Source organism: Kribbella flavida DSM 17836 (assembly GCF_000024345.1).
Lineage (GTDB): Bacteria > Actinomycetota > Actinomycetes > Propionibacteriales > Kribbellaceae > Kribbella > Kribbella flavida.
Genome location: NC_013729.1, coordinates 6355150 through 6373442 on the forward strand (window position 1 = coordinate 6355150; position 18293 = coordinate 6373442).

Below are 18293 nucleotides of genomic sequence, written 5' to 3' on the forward strand. Positions count from 1 at the left end.
GGGCGATCAGGTCAGGCCTGAAGGGCAGTCTTGAGGAAGTGCAACTGGTGGCGCATCAGCCCTTCGACCGCAGCCTCGTCGGTCGGTGCGTGTCCCGCTCCCGACAGCGGCAGCACCTGGTGCGGGCGCCCGGCGGCCAGCAGCGCGGCGGACAGCCGGAGCGTGTGCGCAGCGACGACGTTGTCGTCCGCCAGCCCGTGGACGAGCAACAACGGGCGGGACAGGTTGGCCGCGTCCGCGATCGGTGACGACCTGTCGTACGCCTCCGGGTTGTCATCCGGGTGCCCGAGGAAGCGCTCGCGCCAGTGGGTGTCGTACAGGCGCTGATCGCTCGGCCCCGCACCGGACACTGCCGCGTGGAACACGTCCGGCCGGCGGAGTACGGCGGCCACCGCCAGCGTGCCGCCGTAGCTCCAGCCGATGATGCCGACCCGGGTGAGATCAAGGTCCGGGCAGTACTCCGCCGCTGCGTGCAGAGCGATCACCTGATCCTCCAGCGGCGCCGACAGGGTATCGCCGCGCACGGTCTTCTCCCAGGCCGGTCCGCGTCCCGGCGTACCGCGGCCGTCGGCGATGACCACGGCGAACCCGGCCTCGGCGTACCACTGGGCGGTCGCGTACGCCGGGGTGGTGGCGCGGACGACGATCTGCATCGCCGGACCGGCGTACGGCGCCATCAGGACCGGCAAGGTGGTCCCCGGCTCGTACCAGGACGGCAGGACGAGGGCGGTGCGCAGCTCCTGCTCCCCCGCAGACATCCAGGTGATCCGGGGAGTCAGCACAGGCGCGGCCGCCAAGGACCGGATCTCCTGGTCGGGCCGGCCGTCCCGGCGTACGGCGAAGCTCCGGCCGGTCTCGGTGTTCGCGGTGAGCACGAGGGTGTCGCCGGTCCGGGTGGCGGTGTGCACGCCGGGGGTGTCGGTGAGCCGGCGGAGACCGGCGGGGTCGTGTGACCAGACGTGGCGCTCCGTCGGTTCGCTGCTCGCCTCGAAGAGCACCGACTCGGCGGTGACGTCCAGGACAGCGTGCAGCTGGAGTCCGTCCGGGGTCGCCGGTTGTCCGTCGACCAGCAGCCTGCGGGTGTGAGGGGTGTCGTCGGGGACCACGAGCTTGCCGAACGCGGTGCGGGCCGGCGTACCGGGGAGGAGCTGGACCCACGCGGTGTCCCGCTGCTCGTGCAGCACCTCGGTCAGGCCGGTCGACGGGTCGGCGCTGAGCACGTGCAGGGTCCGTTGGTCCCGCGACTGCACGCTGATCAACGGGCCGTGCCGGTCCCAGGCGGCGGACACCAGGTACTCGAAGGTTTCCCGGTCCCAGTCGATGTCGATCGTCGTCCCGGACAGGTCGAGCACGTGCAGGGAGACCAGCGCGTTGGCGGTGCCGGCCGCCGGGTAGCGGATCTCCCGCGGGCGGGTCCGGGGGTTGGCCGGGTCGGCGATCCACCAGCGCTGGACGGGCGTCAGGTCGACCCGTGCGGCGAGCAGGCGGTCGCCGCCGGGTGACCACCAGTGGCCGCGCGTGCGGTTCATCGACTCGGCGGCGACGTGCTCCGCCAGTCCCCAGCCGACCAGCGGATCGTCGTCGCCGGCCACCCGCTGGTCGTTGCCAAGGGCAATCTCCAGGACGTGCAGCGAGCCGTCGGTCACGTACGCGACGCGGCGACCGGTCGGGTCCAGCCGTGGATCGACGACCGGGCCGGCCGGGTCCAGCCGGCGCAGCGCCTCGGTGGCCAGGTCGAGGTGCCACAGCCGACCGTTGACCGCGAAGACCACGGTCTGCAGCGCGGTGTCCGCGCTGTACGCGACCACGCCGCCGGACCGCTCCCGGGCGCGTTCCCGGCGGATGCGCTCGGCCTCGGGGACCGGGCCGTCGTCGCCGAGGTGTTCAGGGGCGACCAGCAGGCGCTCCCCCGTGCCGTCGAGCAGCCACAGGCAGCTCGCCCGATCCTCGGGGCCGCGGGTGCGGAGGAAGAGCACCCGCTCGCCGTCCGGGGCGACGGTGAAGGCGCGCGGCAGGCCGAGGGAGAAGCGTTGGGTCCGGGCCGACTGGGCGGGGTAGGCCTCGGCGGGTGACAGGGCTGGTGTGTGGTGTGTGTCCATAACCGAGACCTTGGGCGTCGTATCCGAAGGGACTGCGGGGGAAGAAGCGTGACGCTCGAACGCGGCGGCGGAGCATCAGCAGGCAGTCGGAGAACCCGAGTGCACCGAGAACCTATCACCCCTCGGTGCACTCCCGGACGGCAGGTCCCGGTCAGGTCAGCCAGTCACCCAGCGGGCCGATCGCGAAGTACACGACGAACAGCGCGGCGACCACCCACATCAGCGGGTGCACCTGGCGGGCCTTGCCCCGGACCACCTTGAGCAGCACGTACGAGACGAAGCCGGCGCCGATGCCGGCCGAGATCGAGTACGTGAACGGCATCAGGATGATGGTCAGGAACGCCGGGATCGCCACCTCGAGGTCGTCGAAGTCGATGCCCTTCACCTGGGCCATCATCAGGAACCCGACCAGCACCAGCGCCGGCGTGGCCGCCTCGTACGGGACCAGCGTGACCAGCGGCGCGAACACCATCGAGAGCAGGAAGCAGATCCCGGTGATCACGCTGGCCAGGCCGGTCCGGGCCCCCTCGCCGACGCCCGACGCCGACTCGATGTACGACGTGTTGCTGGACACCGAGGCGGCGCCACCGGCGGCCGCGGCGACGCTGTCGACGATCAGGATGCGCTGCGCGTTCGGCGGGTTGCCCTGCTCGTCGAGCAGGTTCGCCTCGGCGCCGATCGCGGTCATCGTGCCCATCGTGTCGAAGAAGTCGGCCAGCATCAGCGTGAAGATCAGCAGGATCGCGGACACCGCGCCGACCTGCGAGAACGAGCCGAACAGGGTGAACTCACCGAGCAGGTCCAGGTCGGGCCGGCTGAACCAGTTGTCCGGCAGCGACGGCACGCTCAGACCCCAGCCGCCCGGGTTCTCGGCGGTTCGGCCGCCGACCCCGACGATCGCCTCGACCACGATCGCGAGCACCGTCGCGGTCAGGATGCCGATCAGGATCGCGCCTTTCACCTTGCGGGCGTACAGCGACACGATCAGGATCAGACCGACCACGAAGACCAGCACCGGCCAGCCCCGCAGGTTGCCGCCGACCCCCAGCTCGACCGGCGGGCCCGTCGGCGCCTCCGGGCGGCGGACGAAGCCGGCGTCGATCACGCCGATGAACGCGATGAACAGGCCGATGCCGACGCTGATCGCGATCTTCAGCTGCCGGGGCACCGCCTCGAACACCGCTCGGCGGAACCCGGTGAGCACCAGCAGCAGGATGATGATGCCCTCCAGCACCACCAGGCCCATCGCGTCCGCCCAGGTCATCTTGGTCGCCACCGAGAAGGCCAGGAACGCGTTCAGGCCGAGGCCGGTGGCCAGCGCGAGCGGGAAGTTCGCGACCAGGCCCATCAGGATCGTGATCACGCCGGCCACCAGCGCGGTGGCCACCGCGACCTTGGCGATCGAGGCGGTCGGGTCGGTGCCGCCGCCGACGTACTGGCCGGTGCCGTCCTTGACGGTGCCGATGATCAGCGGGTTCAGCACCACGATGTAGGCCATCGTGAAGAAGGTGACCAGACCGCCGCGAACCTCACGGCCGAGGGTCGAGCCACGATCGCTGATGTGGAAGAACGAGTCGACGCCGCGTCCGATCGAGGAGGAGGCGAAGCGGGAGCGGCTGGTGACAGCCTGGGGCGAGCTCATGGCGGAATCGTGCCAGGTCCGCCCGGGCCGGGGCGAGCGATCCCGGAAAGCGGGCGTGGGCCGCTAGGGTGAGAGCGTGGCAGAGCAGAACCCGGCGTCGAAGAAACGCACCGATCCGACCAGTCAATTGGCGCGCGGTGAGCTGGTGCACGCGGAGGTCAAGCCGCTCGACCTGTCCGGCATCCCGACCGTGATCGCCGGGATCGTCGCCTGGGCGCTGGCCTTCGTGGCCGTGCTGGTCTTCCGCGACGACCTGGAGCGGTCCGGCAACGACTGGTGGCTGTGGGTCACCGTCGCCGGGTTCGGGCTGGGCTGGATCGGGCTCGCCTACTGCAAGCGGCGCTGGTCATCGATCCAGGCCGGCCACCGCTCGGCGACCGAGGACTAGACCCCGGTCTCGTCCGTCTCGTTCTCGCCCGTCTCGTCATCGGCCGTCTCGTCCTCAGCCGCGCCGTCCTCACCGGACTCGTGCTCGCCCGACTCGTCGGCCGTTTCCTCGTCGTCGGCCTCGCTCGCGTCGAGCAGGTCCTCGACGGCCGGGTGGGTCTCGTCCGCGACCGGGTCGACCACCACGTCGTCGTCCGACGGCGGCTCGACGGCCGCCTCGATCTCGGCCTGCACGGCGTCGGCTTCCGCGATCTCGTCGTCCGCGGCGGCCGGGGTCGGGGTGACGTCGATCGCCAGTTCGTCGTACCCGGTGGTGTCGAAGGCGTGCTCGGTGGACGGCTGGTCCACGGAGTCGATCACGACGTCGGAGTGCGCGCCGCAGCCGAAGTCGTAGGCGACGATCCGACCGTCGCCCGGGGCCATCTCGTTGGCGCAGGCGCCGAAGGCCTGGCCGAGGCTGTCGGCCAGCCGGATCCAGTAGCCGCAGGAGTGGCACTTGTACGGTACCGCCTGCGCGATCGGCGAGGACGGGCCGAAGTCCCCGGCGTACCAGCGCTCGGCCGACTCCTCCCGGCCGACCTGCGAGAGCACCCGCTCGCGGCCGAGGCCGAGCTCCTCGACCACCGCGAGCACCTCGTCGGGCGCGCCGGCGGTGTCGGTGTAGCCGGGCTCCAGCCGCGGGTCGTCCGGCAGCGTCGGGAACAGGTCGCCCGGCCGCAGGTCACCCGGCTGGACCCGGTCGGACCACGGGACCCACTCGGGGGCGACGACGGCGTCCTCGCCCGGCAGCATCACGACCTCGTTGACCGTGACGGTCTTGGCCCGCGAGGCGCGGGTGACCGTCACCGCCCAGCGCCAGCCGCGGTACCCCGGGTGGGTGGAGGCGAAGTAGTGCGTGACGAGGCGCTCACCCTCGACCAGGTGGCCGAGGTGGTCGCCGACCTGCGGGGCGCCGGCTTCCTCCACCGCCGCCGCCCGGGCAGGTTCGACCGCCGCGACGCAGACGGCGTCGGGCTTGGCGCGGACCGGTTCCGGAGCTTTGACGGGAGTCACAATCGATCATTCTCGCACGGTCGGCCGACGGATCCGAACCGTGCCGCGACTGCGGTCTGTCCCCCGCACAAGGCAGGATGGAGACATGCAGAGTCCTGACCCGGCGGACCGGCCGCGCACCGAGCAGCCGCGACGCGCGGCCACGGGCTCGGCGCCCGGTGCGGGCTCCCCGAGCGGAGGCTCAGGACGCTCGCCGGGTGCGGGCGCCGGCGGCTCCTCGGGCGGCGGCGCCGGCGGGCGCGGCGGCGGACCGAAGGACGGGCAGAAGCGCGCCGGCGAGCGGCTGAGCTCGGCCGGGCAGCGACTCGGCAGCGCGGGCCGCAAGGTCGGGCACGCCTCGAAGGTCGGTGCCGGCGGGTTCGCCACGATCTCGAAGAAGACCGCCGGGTTCACCGGGCGGGCGGGCAAGGCGACCGGCCGACGGATCCGTGGCCTGACCAGCGCGCAGGGGGCGGGCGAGTCCGGGCTGTCGCGGCTGATCGAGCTCGGCGCGGTCAACGCCGCGGGCGACACCGCCTTCGCCGTCTCGCTCGCGGGCACCGTGTTCTTCGCCGTACCGAGTGAGCAGGCGCGGGACCGGGTGGCGCTGTTCCTGCTGCTGACGATGGCCCCGTTCGCGTTGATGGCGCCGCTGATCGGCCCGATCCTGGACCGCTTCCGGCACGGCCGCCGCTGGGCGATCGGCGCGACGCTGGGGTTGCGCGGCTTCCTGGTCTGGAGCCTGGCCGCCTCGATCCACGACAGCTCGACCTGGTTGTACCCGGCGGCCCTCGGCTGCCTGGTCGCCTCCAAGGCGTACGGCGTGACCCGGGCGTCGGCCGTGCCCCGCCTGCTGCCGAACGAGATCAGCCTGGTCACTGCGAACTCACGGATCTCCCTGGCCGGAGTGGCCGGCGCGACCGTGGGCGCCGGCATCGCGGGCGCGTTCGCGGCGATCGGGCCGGAGTGGTCGCTGCGGTGGGCCGCGCTGGTCTACACCGTCGGACTCGTGCTGGCGATCCGGCTGCCGAGCAAGGTGGACTCCCCGGCCGGTCAGGAGATGCTCGGCTCGGCCGGGCGGGAGGCGCGGCGGCGGGCGATCACCGCGGCGGTGTCGCGCGGCATCCGGTGCAACCTCGGGCTGCGGTTCGTCTCCGGCTTCCTGACCATGTACCTCGCGTTCCTGCTCCGGGACAAACCGATCAGCGGCCTGGACGGCGCGCTCGCGGCCGGCGCGGTGATCGCCGCGGCCGGCCTCGGCAACAGCCTGGGAACCCTGACCGGATCGTTGCTCAAGGCAAGAAAACCCGAGATCGTGGTGCTGGTGGTGCTGCTGGCGGACGCGACGATCGCGATCTGCGTGGCGGTGTTCTACGGGTTCCCGACGCTGATCCTGCTCGGACTGGTGGCCGGCTTGTGCAGCTCACTGGGCAAGCTGTCGCTGGACGCGATGATCCAGCGCGACGTCCCGGAGACCGTGCGGACGTCGGTGTTCGCCCGGTCGGAGACGGTGCTGCAGCTGTCCTGGGTGATCGGCGGCGGATGCGGCATCGTGCTGCCGCTGATCCCGCGGCTGGGGTTCGGCTTCCTCGCGGCGGTGCTGATCGCCGTGATCATCCTGGTGATCCGGCACCAACCGGCTCCACAGCCGCAACCGCCGTCGCCGGGTCCGAGCGGGTCGCGTACTCGGCCGCAAGCGCCCGAGCCCGGCCCGGGATCGGGCTCAACCGCGACAAGTGAGACCCGCGCGGAGCGGGTCGCCACCGCGCGGACGGTGATGACCAGCCCCGACGACCCGACCGAGCGGATCAGCGAACGCCGGGCCCGGGGGCCGCGCACCGACGCCCCCGAGCGCTCCAACGAGCCGACCGTCGAGCTGCGCGTCGACCCGGACGGCAACCCGAAGCCGTCGGCGATTCCCGACGCCGCCGCCGGCCGCTGGTGGAGCGGCCACCCGGACGACGACGAGACCGAGATCGCCCCCACGACCTGGTCCGAAGAACCCACCGTCGAACGCACCGCCGAACAACCAGCCGCCGACCGCGGCACCTCCCGGCGTACCGCCGAGCCCGACGACGAGACGCGCGTCGAACGCCGCCCCGGCCTCTTCCGCCGCCGCCCCCGCTGACGTTCTACTGCGTGATGCCAGCTGGTTCCCCCCACCCACCCCATTCCCGGGGATAACCCTGCACCTGCTGGGTCTACCGGGGCGCATGCGCAGGCAGAACCCACAAGTTGGCGGGTTATCCCCTCAGGTGGGGCCGGGGCGCAGGCCGGGGGTGAAGGGGTTGCGGCGGGAAGGGACGGCGGGCGGGGTCAGACGTCGAGGCGGTCGGCGACGCCGCGCAGGACGGTGGCGACCTGGCGGGCGGCCTTGCCGTCGGGGTGCCGGCCGCGGCGGTAGCCCTCGCCGAGATTGTCGAGCAGCTTGATCAGGTCCTCGACGACCAGCGCCATCTCCTCCGGCTTCGGCCGCATCGCCTTGGCCACCGACGGCGGCGGGTCGATCAGCCGGACCTGCAGCGCCTGCTCGCCCTTGCGTCCCTCGACGACCCCGAACTCCACCTTCTGGCCCGGCTTGAGGTTGGTCACTCCGGCCGGCAGGGCCTCGGCCCGGACGTAGACGTCCCCGCCCTCCTCCTTGCTGAGGAAGCCGAACCCCTTCTCGGAGTCATACCACTTGACCTTGCCAACAGGCACGGGAACCTCTTCGGTGTCGATCGTCGGAACAGGACGGAAAGGCGACCGGACAGGCTGCCGGGCGCCGGCTACCCAGCGTACGTGACCGGGCTCCGCCGCGCCTCCGGGAAAGCGGCTGACCGGACAACGATTTGGCACCGCCGGGTCTCGTAATCCCGGCCCGGCTCAGCGGTACTTTTCGGGCTCCTTCAGCCGCTCGTTCATCGAGCCGGAGCGGAAGCCGCGCGGGTCGACGGCGGCGGCGGTGAAGCCCTGCGCGCGGACCAGCTGGACCAGGGCCGCGGTGTCCACCGTGCCGAGCAGCTCGGCGTCGATCTCGATGCTTGCGGACTCGCCGAGGTCGCGGACCCGCACGTTCTGCACCCCGTACGGCGTGAGGTGCGCGCGGACCGCCTGCTCGGCCCGGTCCACCCGGGCCAGCAGGTGCGGCGTGATCCGGATGCCGTACGCGATCCGGCTGGACAGGCACGCGGCGGCCGGCTTGTCGGACGTCTCCAGGCCCCAGCTGCGCGACGCCTCCCGGATCTGCGCCTTGGTCAGCCGGGCGTCCCGCAGCGGGGTGATCGCGCCGCGCTCGAAGGCGGCCCGGATGCCCGGCCGGAAGCCGGCGATCGCGTCGTCGGCGTTCGTGCCGGTGGCGATCGCGGCGATGCCGAACTCGTCCGCGATCGGCTGCAGCGTCTCGACCAGCTCGGCCTTGCAGAAGTAGCACCGGTCGCCGGCGTTGGCCTGGTAGCCCTCGCGGTCCATCTCGTGCGTGTGCGGGGTGACGTGCCGGACGCCGAGGCCGTCGGCGAACCGCGCGGCCGGCTCCAGCTCCGCGACCGGCAGGCTCGGGCTGACCGCGGTCGCGGCGACCACGTTCGCCGGGCCGATCGCCCGGGCGGCCGCCGCCAGCAGGAAGGCCGAGTCGGCGCCGCCGCTGAAGGCGACCACCAGACTCGGGTACGACGCCAGTCGCGCCATCAGGGCTTCCAGCCGCTGCTCCAGCACGTACGCGTCCAGCCAGGCCGGGAACTCGGTGAGGTCGTTCAGCACCACGTCGGCGCCGTACGCCCGCAGCTCGTCGGCCGTGAACGGCCCGGTGGCGACGCTGACCGCGACGGCTCCGGCGGCCCGGGCGCCGTCGATGTCGGCGGTGTGGTCGCCGACGTAGATGGTCGCGTGGTGCTCGCGCAGCGCGGTGCCCTTCTCGACGCCGTGCAGGTCACCGACCGGCTCGTCGACGTCGAGGCCGAGGTGGTCCAGATGCAGCTTCACGCTCGGCGTGTACTTGGCCGACACCACCACGGTCCGCCCGCGCAGCGCCCGGACGGCGGCCAGCGACTCGGCCACGCCGGGCAGCGGCAGGCTGCCGGTGATCGCGTGCGCGGGGTAGTGCTCGCGGTACCGCGCGACCATCGCGTCGACCTGGTCGGCGGGGAACCAGTTCGCCATCTCCCAGGTCAGCGGCGGCCCGAGCCGGCTCACCACCAGGTCGGTGTCGATCGGCACCCCGGTCTCGGCGACGAGCAGGTCCCAGACCGCCTGGATGCCCGGCCGGGAGTCGATCAGCGTCATGTCCAGGTCGAACCCGACCACGAGCTCCGGCACGTCGGTGGCAGCGGGACTGGGCTGGATCTCGGCGGTTGACACGTCCCCAACCCTACGTCCTCGGCTGCCGGTGAGGCTCGCCCGTCTGGCTCCGGGTTGACACTTGCGGGTATCTGATCCGACTCCTTGACATCGTTCGCCGATATGTAAACCATGCTGGTCATGGAGAGCTTCAGCGAGCGGACGAAGCGCAGACTGCGCGAGGAGCTGCTCGACGCGGCGTACGACGCCCTGGTGGGCGGCGGGTACGACGCGCTCCGGATGGCCGAGGTGGCACGCCGGACCGGCGTCTCCCGGCAGACGGTCTACAACGAGTTCGGGGACAAGTGGGGTCTGCTGCAGGCCGTCGCGGTGCGGGAGACCGAGCGGTTCCTGGTGGACGTCAACGCCGCGCTCGCCGAGCACGCCGAGCCGATCGCCGGTCTGCAGGCCGCGGTGGAGCGCGCGCTGACGCTGGCCGCGGACAACCCGCTGGTGAAGGCCGCGCTCGGCCAGCCTGGTTCGGACCAGGCCAGTCAGCTACTCACCACCCGGGGCCAGCAGGTGCTGGAGCTGAGCCATCAGCGGCTGGACGCGTACGTCCGCGAGCAGTGGCCGGAGGTGCCGGCCGAGGACGCCACCACCTGCGTCGACATCGCGCTGCGCGTCGTTCTGAGCCACATCGTCAACCCCGGCGCCGCGCCCGCGGTCGTCGGAGCCCAGGTCGCCCAGGTGCTGGGCCCGTTCCTCAGTTCAGCGCGAGACAGCAGGAGGCAGCCATGACCACGGTCGCGAATCCCTTGCACCGCCAAGGTTTCAGCTCGCTGCGGGCCGGCGGGTTCCACTGGGACGCTCTGCCGTTGCGGCTGTTCGACAAGGGCAACCGCAAGTTCTGGAACCCGCGCGACCTCGACTTCAGCCAGGACGCCGAGGACTGGCAGCGGCTGACGCCGAACGAGAAGGACAACGCGATGATGCTGTGCGCGCAGTTCATCGCCGGCGAAGAGGCGGTCACCGAGGACCTGCAGCCGTTCCTGCAGGCGATGGCTGCCGAGGGCCGGTTCGGCGACGAGATGTACCTGACCCAGTTCTGCTTCGAGGAGGCCAAGCACACCGCGGTCTTCCGGCTCTGGCTGGACGCGGTCGGCGTCACCGAGGACCTGCACCGGTACGTCGAGAACAACCCGGGCTACCGCGCGATCTTCTACGAGGCTCTGCCGGTCGCGCTGAAGTCGCTCGCCGACGACCCGTCGCCGGCCAACCAGGTCCGGGCCTCGGTCACCTACAACCACGTGGTCGAGGGCACCTTGGCGTTGACCGGCTACCACGCCTGGAACCTGCTCTGCACCGGACGCAGGATCCTGCCCGGCATGCAGGAACTGATCCGCCACATCGGCGACGACGAGCGCCGGCACATGGCCTGGGGCACGTTCACCTGCCGCCGGCACGTCGCCGCCGACGCGGCCAACTGGAAGGTCGTCACCGACACGATGGAGGATCTGCTGCCGCACGCCCTGGTGCAGATCCAGTGGGCGATGGAGAACTCCCCCGAACTACCGCCCGAGATCGACCCCACCGCCCTGATGACGTACGCCGGTGACCGCGCCACCCGCCGGCTCGGCGCGATCGAGTCCGCCCTCGGCGCCGACGTGGCCGGCATCGACCTGGACTACTCCCCCGAGAAGCTCGAGGACGACTTCGGCGCCGAGGACTCCGCCGCCCTGGCCGCCGTCCGCTGATCCCAGCAGAACCGTGCGCTATGCCTCCAGCTTTTTCGGGCGCTGGGTGAGCAGGACGGCGAGGGCGGTGAGGGCGAGCAGGCCGGTGAGGTACGGGACCGCGTCGGTGCCCAGGTGGTCGACGACGCGGCCGCCGGTGAAGGCGCCGAGGGCGATGGCGGCGTTGAAGACTCCGACCAGGAGGGCCGACGACGCCTCGGGGGCCTGCGGGGCCGCCGCGTGGTTCCAGGCCTGCGTGGTGACCGAGACGCCGCCGTACCCGAAGCCCCAGATCAGCAGCAGCACAACGGCTCCGGCGACCGTTGTGCCGACCAAAGGAAGGGCCGGCACGGCTGCTGCGAGCAGTGCGGCGATCACGACCAGCATGACGCGGAACGACCTGGCCGAGCCCGCCACGAAGTTCCCGGCGACGCCGGCGACGCCGTACGCGAGCAGGAGCGTGCTGATCAGCGACGGACCGATGCTCGCGAGGTGCTCCAGCATCGGGCGGACATAGGTGTACGCCGAGAAGTGCGCGGTGACGAGCAGCGCGACCAGGAGCAGGCCCACCCGGACCTGCTTGATCTTGAGGACCGACCCGACGTCGGCGAGGCGGACGGGGGCTGCGGCCGGAAGTGCCGGGAGCAGCAGCGCGAGAGCGACCGCCAGCACGACCGAGAGCACGCCGATCGAGCCGAAGGCCCAGCGCCAGCCGGCCAGCTCACCGACGGACGTGCCGGCCGGGATGCCGAGGACCGAGGCGATCGCGATGCCGCTGAAGATCAGCGCGGTCGCCGGGCCGACGGAGTCCCGCGGGACCAGGCGCGGAGCCAGTCCGACGGTCAGCAGCCAGACGCCGCCCATCGCGATGCCGGTGAGAATCCGGGCGACAACCAGTACGCCGAAGCTCGGTGACCACGCGGCGAGCGCGCTGGCGACGGCGAGCAGCAGCATCAGGCCGACCAGAACGGTTCGACGGTCCAGCTTGCCGAGGACCAGCGGCAGGACGGGCGCCGACACCGCCGCGACCAAGCCGGTGACGGTGAGACTGAGCCCGGCCGTTCCTTCGCTGACGGCGAGCGCCGTACCCATCGGTGTCAGCAGACCGACCGGCAGCATCTCGGCGGTGACCACCGTGAACACGGTGACGGCCATCGTGATCGCGGCGACCCAGCCCTGGATGGCGGTTCTGCCGGGGGCCGCAGCGACGCAGGTGCTTGTCATGGTTCCAGCCAACGGGACCCGCTCGACGCGAACAACGACGATGTGCTCATCCTTGGATGAGCTGAGCTCATCGATCGGGGAGGTCACCATCAGTCTGGAGATCCGGGAGCTGGAGTGCTTCCTGGTCCTCGCCGAGGAACTGCACTTCGGGCGCACCGCGGAACGGCTCTACCTGTCGCAGAGCAGGGTGAGCCAGCTGCTGCGTTCGCTGGAGCACCGGATCGGCGGGCGACTGGTCGAGCGGACGAGTCGCCGCGTCGCGCTGACCCCGCTGGGCAAGGAGTTCCTGGACTCACTGCGCCCGGCGTACGCCGCGCTGGAGCGGGTGGTCGCGCACACCCGGCAAGTGGCCCTCGGCATCGGCGGAACGTTGCGGATCGGCTTCCAGGGAACGGCGAACGACTACATCCTGGCGGCGGTGGCGGTGTTCCAGGGGCAGCACCCGGAGTGTCTGATCGAGGTGACCGAGCTGCCGCTGAACGATCCGTTCGGGGCGTTGCGGCGCGGGGAGGTGGACGCGGCCGTCGTGCTGCTGCCGGTGGCCGAGCACGATCTCCTGCTCGGGCCGACGTTCTCCGTGCAGCCGCCGGCGCTGACCGTCTCCACCAAGCATCCGCTCGCTCAGCGCACTGTGCTGGACGCCGAGGATCTCGCCGGCACCGTGCTGATCTCGGTCGCGCCACCCGCGCCCGGCTACTGGCGGCAGGCGCAAGCACCCACCCAGACGCCGTCCGGCGCGCTCATCCACCGAGGGCCGGAGGTCCGCACGCTGCAGGAAGGTCTCTCGTTGATCGCAGCCGGCCGCGGCGGCATGCTGCTGTGCCGGCCGACCGCCGAGCTGAACCAGCGCGCCGACATCGTGCACGTCCCGGTCACCGGACTGCCCGACTCCGCGCTCGGCCTGGTCTGGCGCCGCGGCGAGCACACCCCGTGGCTGAAGGCCTTCGCCGCCGCCTTGATCAGCTGACCGTTCGCTTTGTCGACATATCGCTTGCCTCTCACAACCTTCAGCGACCACGCCACACCGAATGCGAACGGTTGTTCGGATGCCGGGAAACGGGATGTGGACGGCAAGCAAGGTCATGACTAACTCTGCGTCATCGGCCGTCGCGCAGCGTGGTGAGACACCTAGGCTTGGACCGAGAGGTGTGAGGCCATGGGCTGGTCCGTCGAACGGCATGCCCGCAGCGAGCGTCCGCCCGGGCGTACGGCCGAGGCGGCACAGCGGACCGCTGCGGTGCGCGAGCGTGTCCGGGAACTGCAGGGCGTGCTGGCCGAGACACTGGCCGCCGACGTGGGCGGAACGGACCTGCAGTCGTTGAAGCGGGCGCCCCGCCGAGCACCGCCGCTCATGGCGGAGACCGACCTGCGGCCACATCCAGGGCCGCTGTGGGCGGCGTTCCGGCCTGCTCCGCCAGGGCCGTTCGCGACCTGGGTCGGTGGGCATCGGCGGTACGCCCGGCGGTTGCGCGACGCCGAGGACAGGTTCGCCGAGGCGATCGAGCGGCACCGGCTGGCCGAGGAGGCCCGGCAGCTCCGGGTCGCCCGGGCGGCCAAGGAGCAGGCGGACCAGCAGCGCCGGCTCGACGAGGCCACGGCGGAGCTGCACGCCCGGATCGACGACTACGAGCGGAGCGTGCGGTCCGGGGACCGGCGCGCGGTGAGCCGGTACTTCCAGAAGGCGCTGGACCGCGTCTCGGAGCCGGCCGACTTCCCCCGCCGCCGCAGAGTCGGGTACGTGCCCGAGTCGACGCTGCTGGCGGTGGAGTGGGACCTTCCGGACGTCACGGTGGTGCCCGCCGAGTCGTCGTACCGGTACGAGCAGCGAGACCTGGTGGTCGGCGTACCGCGGCCGGAGAAGGAGATCCGGCTGCTCTACCAGCAACTGGTCGCGCAGTGCGCCCTGCGCGCGTTGCACCTGGTCTTCGGCAACGACCGGTACGGCGTGGTCGACACCGTCGTCTTCAACGGGATGGTCGAGTCCGTCGATCTGGCCACCGGGCGGACGGTCCGGCCGTGCCTCATCACGCTGCGTGCGACGCGGGAGCAGTTCACCGCGCTGGTGCTGGATCAGCTCGACCCGGTCGCCTGCGTGCGGCACTACTTCGGAGCGGAGGTGTCCCGCCACCCGGAGGAGCTGCAGCCGGTCGAGCCCGTGCTGGAGTTCGACCTGGCCGATCCGCGCACCATCGAGCCGGTCGACGTCGTCAGCGAGCTCGACACCCGGCCGAACCTGCTGGAGCTGACCCCGGACGAGTTCGAGCAGCTCGTGCACAACCTGCTCACCCGGATGGGCCTGGAGACTCGGCTGTTCCGCAGCGGGAACGACGGCGGCATCGACTGTGTGGCGTACGACCGGCGACCGATCACCGGCGGCAAGTTCGTCGTCCAGGCCAAGCTGTACACCCGCACCGTGCCGCCGAGCGCCGTACGGGACCTGTTCGGCACGGTGGTCGACGCCGGGGCCACGAAGGGCATCCTGATCACCACGAGCGGCTTCGGCCCGTCCAGCTACCAGTTCGCGAACGGCAAGCCGCTGCAACTGATCGATGGCACCGGCCTGCTCGCGCTGTGCCATCAGCACGACATCCCGGCCCGCATCGTCCCCCGCGCCGGCTGACCGGCAGCTGCCGGTGCGAAAGGTGTCTCGAACACTCTGGCGACCTGATGTGCGCCCGGTGGAGTGTCAGACTGGCCGTCATGGAATCTGGGATCACCGTTACCGGGACCGGGCAGGCCACCGCGCCGGCCGATCTGCTGCGTCTGACGCTGAGTGTCGGGCAGGACGCGTCCGACGTCGCCATCGCGGTCGCGCAGGTCGCTGAGCGCACTGAGGCGGTCACCGCGGCGCTGCACGGTGAGGGGGTCGCCGCGGCGGACATCTACACCAGCGCGGTGTCCGTGCACCCGCAGTACGGCGACTCGATGGCGGTGGCGGGCTATCGCGCGTCGCACTCGATGACGGTGACCACCCGGGACCTGACCGGCTTCGGGCGGCTGCTGAACGCCGCCGTGGCCGCGGCCGGCAACAGCCTCGGGCTGGACTTCCTGCAGTTCGACGTGTCGGACAAGGCGGTACTGGTGGACCAGGCCCGCGAGCTGGCGTTCCAGCAGGCGCGGCAGAAGGCCGACCAGCTGGCCGCGCTGACCGGCCAGTCGATCGGCTCGATCGCGGCGGTCGCCGAGACGCAGGGCGCCGTGCCGCTGCGGGCGATGAAGGCGGAGAGCGCGCGCGGCGGTTTCGCGGCCGATCTGGCGGTCACGCCGGGCGAGCAGACCGTCGACGTGTCGGTCGAGGTCCGCTGGAACTGGTCCTGACCGGCACCAGGGGGAGACACGCCCTGACCCGACCAGCTTCGGCAACACTCCGGCGAGGCATTTGTCGCCCGCGTCGGCCAGACTGCTGCCATGTACGCACCGGCGCCGCTTCGTCGTCAGCTGAACCGTTCGGGCTTGCTGCTGCTCGGTCCTGCCTTCGTGGCGGCGGTGGCGTACGTCGATCCGGGCAACTTCGCGACCAACATCGCGGCCGGCGCGACGTACGGGTACCTGCTGTGCTGGGTCGTCGTCGGCGCCAACCTGATGGCCGTGCTGGTGCAGTACCTGGCCGCCAAGGCGAGCATCGCGACCGGCCGGACGCTGCCGCAGCTGTGCCGGGACCACTTCCGCAAGAACACCTCCCGCGGGCTGTGGGCGCAGGCGGAGCTGGTCGCGATCGCGACCGACCTGGCCGAGGTGGTCGGTGGGGCGATCGCGCTGAACCTGCTGTTCGGGATCCCGCTGCTGCTCGGTGGCGTGATCACCGGCGCCGTGTCGTTCGCGCTGCTGATCTACCAGTCCAAGCGCGGGCAGCGACCGTTCGAGGCGGCGATCATCGGGCTGCTGGCCGTCGTCCTGGTCGGGTTCGTGGTGTCGACGATCCAGGCGCAGCCGTCGGCGTCCGGCGTCGTCGGCGGGCTGGTGCCGCGGCTGGACGGGACGGACTCGCTGGTGCTGGCCGCCGGCATGCTGGGGGCGACGGTGATGCCGCACGCGATCTGGCTGCACGGCGCCCTGGTCACCGACCGGCACTGGAAAACCATCCGCTCGACCGCCGGCAAGCAGCGCGTACTGCGGGCCACCCGGATCGATGTCGCGGTGGCCATGGCCCTGGCCGGCGCGGTGAACCTGGCCATGGTGGTCGTGGCCGCGGCCGCGCTGACCGGCGCCGGGGCGGAGTCGCTGGACTCGGCGCACGCGGCGATCGGTGACCGGCTCGGGCAGCTGCCTGCGCTGCTGTTCGCCCTGGCGCTGCTGGCCAGCGGCTTCGCCTCGTCGTCGGTCGGGACCTACGCGGGCTCGGTCATCCTGGAGGGGTTCTGGCAGCGGCACGTGCCGCTCGCCGTCCGGCGGCTGATCACGCTGCTGCCGGCCCTGCTGATCCTGGCCATCGGCATCGACCCGAGCCGCGCGCTGGTGGTGTCGCAGGTGGTGCTCAGCTTCGGCATCCCGTGCGCGTTGTGGCCGCTGGTCAAGTTGACCGCAACACGGCGCATCATGGGCAGCCTTGTCAACCGGTTGCCGACTACTCTCGCCGCATGCCTGGTAGCCACCGCCGTCTCGGTCCTCAACGTCGTGCTCATCGTGCTGACGCTGCGAGGATGACATGACCGCGTCGTTCGTGGTCAGTGACGTGCACGGCCACCCGGAGAAGCTGACCGCGTCGCTGCAGCAGGCCGGCCTGATCGACGCCGAGGGCAACTGGTCCGGGCGGGACGCCCGGCTCTGGGTGCTCGGCGACTTCTTCGACCGCGGACCGGACGGCATCGGCGCGCTGCGGCTGGTCCGGCGGTTGACCGAGCAGGCGGCGGAGGGCACCGGTGAGGTCAGGACCCTGCTCGGCAACCACGAGATCCTCGCGCTCGGCATGCGCAAGTTCGGCGACACCCCGGTCCCGCACGACGGCGTCACCCTGCGCAGCTTCGAGCGCAGCTGGGCGCTGAACGGCGGCATCGAGCGCGACCAGGAGCTGCTCACCGACGACGACATCGCCTGGTTGATCGACCAGCCGATGCTCGGCCTGGACGCCGGCCACCTGCTGATGCACTCCGACACCGCCGAGTACGCCGAGTGGGGCAGCACGATCGACGAGATCAACGCGGCCGCCCGCGCCGACCTGCACAGCGACGACATCACCGTCTGGTGGGAGATCTGGCGCCGGATGACGTCGCGCTACGCCTTCCGCGGCCCGGACGGCCCGGCCATCGCGAACGCCCTGCTCGAGCACCTCGGCGGCCGCCGCATCGTGCACGGCCACAGCATCGTCGCCGACCAGCTCGGCATCGACCCGGCCTGGGTGACCGGCCCACTGCTGTACTGCGACGACCTGGTGCTCGGCATCGACGCCGGCACCTTCGACGGCGGCCCGTCGCTGCTGGTCGAGCTCGAACCCCGCTGACGGGGAATGAAACGGACCCTCCGCGCGGTTGGGCGTTGAAGGACGATCGTCTGCGGAGTGGAGACTGAACATGCCAGACAAGCCGGTCAAGATCCCCGGTCCCGACCACCCGATCTCGGTGCGGAAGAACCCCGACCGGGTGGTGGTGAAGGTCGGTGGCCAGGTGGTCGCCGACACCCGCGACGCGCTGTCGCTGCAGGAGGCGAACTACCCGGCGGCGCAGTACGTCCCGCGCAAGGACGTCGACCTGTCGCTGCTGGAGCGCACCGACCACACGACGTACTGCCCGTACAAGGGCGACGCGTCGTACTTCAGCCTCCGGCCGGCCGGTGAGGCGGGCGTGAACGCGGTCTGGACCTACGAGGCGCCGTACGACTCGGTCGCGGACATCAAGGACCACGTGGCGTTCTACCCGGACCGGGTCGAGCTGGAGATCATCGCCGACTGACCTCGCCGGGCGGCGCACCCCGGTGCGCCGCCCG

At 71.6% G+C, this 18293-nt stretch carries 15 protein-coding genes and 1 pseudogene; 10 read left to right on the forward strand and 6 right to left on the reverse strand.

Annotated features, from left to right (window positions below):
* Nucleotides 1-11 precede the first annotated feature (11 nt).
* Both KFLA_RS29365 and KFLA_RS29370 read right to left on the reverse strand, forming a co-directional pair.
* A complete protein-coding gene (locus KFLA_RS29365) occupies nt 12-2099 on the reverse strand; it encodes a prolyl oligopeptidase family serine peptidase (protein WP_012923474.1) in 2088 nt (695 codons plus the stop codon).
* A 151-nt stretch (nt 2100-2250) separates the two neighbouring features.
* Nucleotides 2251-3741 (reverse strand): NCS2 family permease, encoded by a 1491-nt coding sequence (locus tag KFLA_RS29370; protein ID WP_012923475.1) that lies wholly within the window; start codon nt 3739-3741, stop codon nt 2251-2253.
* Nucleotides 3742-3817: 76 nt separating this feature from the next.
* Here KFLA_RS29370 and KFLA_RS29375 point away from each other — a divergent pair, with 76 nt between their 5' ends.
* Nucleotides 3818-4129, forward strand: coding sequence for a DUF2530 domain-containing protein (locus KFLA_RS29375; RefSeq protein WP_012923476.1), 312 nt, complete (start codon nt 3818-3820; stop codon nt 4127-4129).
* 284 nt (nt 4130-4413) lie between these two features.
* Here KFLA_RS29375 and KFLA_RS29380 read toward each other — a convergent pair.
* A pseudogene (locus KFLA_RS29380) lies at nt 4414-5181 on the reverse strand (DUF3027 domain-containing protein); the annotation flags it as partial.
* 85 nt (nt 5182-5266) lie between these two features.
* On the opposite strand from KFLA_RS29380, the gene KFLA_RS36030 reads away from it, so the two are divergent.
* Nucleotides 5267-7288 (forward strand): MFS transporter, encoded by a 2022-nt coding sequence (locus KFLA_RS36030; RefSeq protein ID WP_012923478.1) that lies wholly within the window; start codon nt 5267-5269, stop codon nt 7286-7288.
* Between the two features lie 188 nt (nt 7289-7476).
* Here KFLA_RS36030 and KFLA_RS29390 read toward each other — a convergent pair whose 3' ends face one another.
* Complete coding sequence (locus KFLA_RS29390) at nt 7477-7860, reverse strand: cold-shock protein (RefSeq protein WP_012923479.1); 384 nt, start codon at nt 7858-7860, stop codon at nt 7477-7479.
* A gap of 165 nt (nt 7861-8025) precedes the next feature.
* A complete protein-coding gene (gene larE / locus KFLA_RS29395) occupies nt 8026-9495 on the reverse strand; it encodes an ATP-dependent sacrificial sulfur transferase LarE (protein ID WP_012923480.1) in 1470 nt (489 codons plus the stop codon).
* Nucleotides 9496-9615: 120 nt separating this feature from the next.
* Between larE and KFLA_RS29400 the strand changes: the two genes are divergently transcribed.
* Together KFLA_RS29400 and KFLA_RS29405 are read left to right on the forward strand one after the other, a co-directional pair.
* Nucleotides 9616-10215: a TetR/AcrR family transcriptional regulator gene (locus KFLA_RS29400; protein WP_041290627.1), complete on the forward strand. Its 600-nt coding sequence runs from the start codon at nt 9616-9618 to the stop codon at nt 10213-10215.
* A complete protein-coding gene (locus KFLA_RS29405; RefSeq protein ID WP_012923482.1) occupies nt 10212-11171 on the forward strand; it encodes a R2-like ligand-binding oxidase in 960 nt (319 codons plus the stop codon). The genes KFLA_RS29400 and KFLA_RS29405 overlap by 4 nt, the downstream gene beginning before the upstream one ends.
* 18 nt (nt 11172-11189) lie before the next feature.
* Here KFLA_RS29405 and KFLA_RS29410 read toward each other — a convergent pair whose 3' ends face one another.
* On the reverse strand, nt 11190-12374 hold the full coding sequence (locus KFLA_RS29410; RefSeq protein WP_012923483.1) for an MFS transporter: 1185 nt from the start codon (nt 12372-12374) through the stop codon (nt 11190-11192).
* Between the two features lie 52 nt (nt 12375-12426).
* Between KFLA_RS29410 and KFLA_RS29415 the strand changes: the two genes are divergently transcribed.
* From KFLA_RS29415 to KFLA_RS29440, 6 genes are all read left to right on the forward strand, one after another.
* The gene (locus KFLA_RS29415; protein WP_202797041.1) at nt 12427-13341 is read left to right on the forward strand and encodes a LysR family transcriptional regulator; all 915 of its coding nucleotides are present in this window, start codon (nt 12427-12429) and stop codon (nt 13339-13341) included.
* Nucleotides 13342-13530: 189 nt separating this feature from the next.
* Nucleotides 13531-14994: a restriction endonuclease gene (locus KFLA_RS29420; RefSeq protein WP_012923485.1), complete on the forward strand. Its 1464-nt coding sequence runs from the start codon at nt 13531-13533 to the stop codon at nt 14992-14994.
* Nucleotides 14995-15074: 80 nt separating this feature from the next.
* Nucleotides 15075-15692: an SIMPL domain-containing protein gene (locus KFLA_RS29425; protein WP_148256769.1), complete on the forward strand. Its 618-nt coding sequence runs from the start codon at nt 15075-15077 to the stop codon at nt 15690-15692.
* 90 nt (nt 15693-15782) lie between these two features.
* On the forward strand, nt 15783-17018 hold the full coding sequence (locus KFLA_RS29430) for an Nramp family divalent metal transporter (protein WP_012923487.1): 1236 nt from the start codon (nt 15783-15785) through the stop codon (nt 17016-17018).
* A 1-nt stretch (nt 17019) separates the two neighbouring features.
* Nucleotides 17020-17811, forward strand: a complete 792-nt coding sequence (locus tag KFLA_RS29435) for a metallophosphoesterase (protein ID WP_012923488.1) — start codon at nt 17020-17022, stop codon at nt 17809-17811.
* A gap of 70 nt (nt 17812-17881) precedes the next feature.
* Nucleotides 17882-18259, forward strand: a complete 378-nt coding sequence (locus tag KFLA_RS29440; protein WP_012923489.1) for a DUF427 domain-containing protein — start codon at nt 17882-17884, stop codon at nt 18257-18259.
* The last annotated feature ends 34 nt before the right edge of the window (nt 18260-18293 follow it).